This is a genomic window from Raoultella sp. (assembly GCF_039594335.1).
GTDB lineage: Bacteria > Pseudomonadota > Gammaproteobacteria > Enterobacterales > Enterobacteriaceae > Klebsiella.
On record NZ_JBCNNS010000273.1, the window covers coordinates 1 to 2957 of the forward strand.

At 54.7% G+C, this 2957-nt stretch carries 3 protein-coding genes and 1 pseudogene; 2 read left to right on the forward strand and 2 right to left on the reverse strand.

Annotated features, from left to right (window positions below; genetic code table 11):
• Positions 1-220: 220 nt before the first annotated feature.
• Complete coding sequence (gene uspA, locus ACZAHD_RS22885) at positions 221-658, forward strand: universal stress protein UspA (RefSeq protein WP_004126268.1); 438 nt, start codon at positions 221-223, stop codon at positions 656-658.
• A gap of 271 nt (positions 659-929) precedes the next feature.
• A pseudogene (locus ACZAHD_RS22890) lies at positions 930-1123 on the forward strand (hypothetical protein); the annotation flags it as partial.
• Between the two features lie 189 nt (positions 1124-1312).
• Here ACZAHD_RS22890 and rsmJ read toward each other — a convergent pair.
• Together rsmJ and ACZAHD_RS22900 are read right to left on the reverse strand one after the other, a co-directional pair.
• Positions 1313-2065 carry a 16S rRNA (guanine(1516)-N(2))-methyltransferase RsmJ gene (gene rsmJ, locus ACZAHD_RS22895; RefSeq protein WP_462458762.1) on the reverse strand — a complete coding sequence of 251 codons (753 nt, stop codon included), beginning with the start codon at positions 2063-2065 and terminating at the stop codon, positions 1313-1315.
• A gap of 7 nt (positions 2066-2072) precedes the next feature.
• Positions 2073-2957: M3 family metallopeptidase (locus ACZAHD_RS22900; RefSeq protein ID WP_462458763.1), on the reverse strand; the 885-nt coding region annotated here is incomplete at its 5' end.

Genomic DNA, 2957 nt, shown 5'->3' on the forward strand with positions numbered 1-2957 from the left:
GTTAATCGTTATCAATACCTAAGATGCATTTATTTGTTTAACTTTTGGTGAACCAGGTGCATTGACGGAGCGTGGGGGGCGCTATAAGGTAGAAATATCTTCTACAATTAAGTCCTTAAAGGGCTGAACCCCCGCGGATTAGCACGCAGGACGCGGGCGAAGCGGCAGCACCAGCTGTCTGGTCCAATGGTCATCGACAACTTATGGAAGGAGTAACACTATGGCTTACAAACATATTCTTATCGCAGTAGACCTCTCCCCAGAAAGCAAAGTTCTGGTAGAGAAAGCCGTTTCTATGGCGCGTCCTTATAATGCCAAAGTCTCTCTGATTCACGTGGATGTTAATTACTCCGACCTGTACACCGGTCTGATCGATGTCAACCTGGGCGACATGCAGAAACGCATTTCTGAAGAGACACACCACGCGCTGAGCGAGCTGTCCACCAATGCGGGCTATCCAATTACCGAAACCCTCAGCGGCAGCGGCGATCTCGGCCAGGTGCTGGTTGATGCGATTAAAAAATACGATATGGACCTGGTGGTCTGCGGTCACCATCAGGATTTCTGGAGCAAGCTGATGTCTTCCGCACGTCAGCTCATCAACACCGTTCACGTCGATATGCTGATTGTGCCGCTGCGCGATGAAGAAGACGAATAACCGTTTGCGCGGTTAACCCTCAGAGTGCCAACGCCCGCCTTTGCGGGCGTTGTTGTTTTTTCATGAAAGGCATATTGCCACTCCCCCTTCATCTGCGTCCATGGGTTGACACAAATATTGCTTACCGCCACGGCATAAAATATAATATTTATCAATTAATAAATCATTAGTATTATCAAGCAGTTATTATAAAAAATACATATAATAATCTATTCATAACGCCAATGACCATATCATTGCGCTTCATCATCCTTTTCCAGCGCGTTCAGGCATGCGCATTCATACTTTTTTGGGATTGCCCGACAAAGCGAAGGAATATGAAACGACTGCACCTACGGGGTTGTTGCAGCAACCTCGTCCGTTCTTCATGATTTTTTTACGGAATTATGGGAGCGATTTGGTTATTACGGCGTCCAGGGGAGCCTGGCGGTCTTTTTTGTTGAGCAACTCGGATTTGCTCAGGATTACACGCCGTCGAGCGAAAAATAAGCCCCTGCTTAACTTCAGCGGCTGACGCCACTGAAGTGACACTTTCCGCGCGGCTATCCCGTCCCGCGCTTCAATGACAGACTCGTCCGGCGCTTCAGGTCGTCGGAAAAGACATCCCGGATAAGGCTTCCGGTCGCCATCCGGAATAATCCGTAGAGTGAAACGCTACTCGGGCGTCCCGGCGTAAATATCGAAGCGGTGGCCCTTGGTGACCACCGCGTTCGGCGTGGCGACATCCGCCAGCGGCGGCGCATAGTCCGGACGTTTCACCACCACACGTTTGGTCGCCAGCTGGCGCGCGGGCTCCAGCAGGCCGTCGGCATCCAGATCCGGCCCCACCAACGACTGAAACACACGCATCTCTTTCTTCACCAGCGCACTTTTCTGCTTATGCGGGAACATCGGATCAAGATAGACCACCTGCGGGCGCGGCGTAATGTCCGTCAGCGCCGTCAGGCTGGAGGCGTGAATCAGTTGCAAACGTTCCCGGAGCCACGGGCCGATTTCCAGGTCGGCGTAGCCGCGAGTCAGCCCGTCATCAAGCAGGGCCGCCACTACCGGGTGACGTTCCAGCATGCGCACGCGGCAGCCTACCGAGGCCAGCACGAAGGCATCTCGCCCCAGTCCTGCCGTCGCATCCACGACCTCCGGCAAGTAGTCACCTTTCACACCAACCGCTTTCGCGACCGCCTCGCCGCGACCGCCGCCAAATTTACGTCGGTGGGCCAAAGTCCCGCCGACGAAATCAACGAAGATCCCGCCGAGCTTTGGCTCGTCGCGTTTACGCAGCTCCAGATGATCGCAGGTCATGGCCAGCACCATCGGATTGTCATCGTCTTGTATCAGGCCCCAGCGAGCGGCAAGAACAGATAAGGCGCCGTCTCCGGCGCCCGTTTCATCAATTAAGCAGATCTTCACAGCGGACTTAACCCTTAATACCGTAATGCTCCAGCATCGCATCCAGCTGCGGCTCGCGACCGCGGAAGCGTTTAAACAGTATCATTGGCTCTTCGGAACCGCCGCGACTCAGGATATTATCGAGGAACGACTGGCCGGTTTCACGGTTGAAAATCCCCTCTTCTTCAAAGCGCGAGAAAGCATCCGCCGCCAGGACATCGGCCCACAGATAGCTGTAGTAGCCTGCTGCATAGCCCCCGGCAAAAATATGGCTGAAAGCATGCGGGAAGCGGCCCCAGGAAGGCCCAGGCACCACGGCGACCTGCTTTTTGATTTCCGCGAGGGTCTCGAGAATTTTGGCCCCCTGTTCCGGCTGATACTCCGCATGCAGGCGGAAGTCGAACAGGCCAAACTCCAGCTGACGCAGAATGAACAGCGCGGCCTGATAGTTTTTCGCCGCCAGCATTTTTTCCAGCAACGCCTGCGGCAGCGGTTCGCCGGTTTCATAGTGACCGGAAATAAACGCCAGCGCTTCCGGCTCCCAGCACCAGTTTTCCATAAACTGGCTCGGCAGCTCGACCGCATCCCACGGTACCCCGCTGATGCCGGAGACACCGGCAGTATCGATACGGGTCAGCATATGGTGCAGACCATGACCAAATTCGTGGAACAACGTGATCACTTCATCGTGGGTAAACAGCGCCGGCTTACCGTTCACCGGGCGGTTGAAGTTGCAGGTCAGATAGGCGACCGGCTTTTGCAGTGAACCGTCGAGTTTGCGCATCTGCCCGACGCAGTCGTCCATCCACGCCCCGCCGCGTTTGTGCTCGCGAGCATAAAGATCGAGATAGAAGCTGCCACGCAGTTCGTTGTTCTCATCATACAACTCGAAGAAACGCACTTCCGGATGCCA

Coding starts and splice junctions, on each gene's coding strand:
- uspA (WP_004126268.1), top strand. CDS start 221: ATGGCTTACAAACATATTCTTATCGCAGTAGACCTCTCCCCAGAAAGC.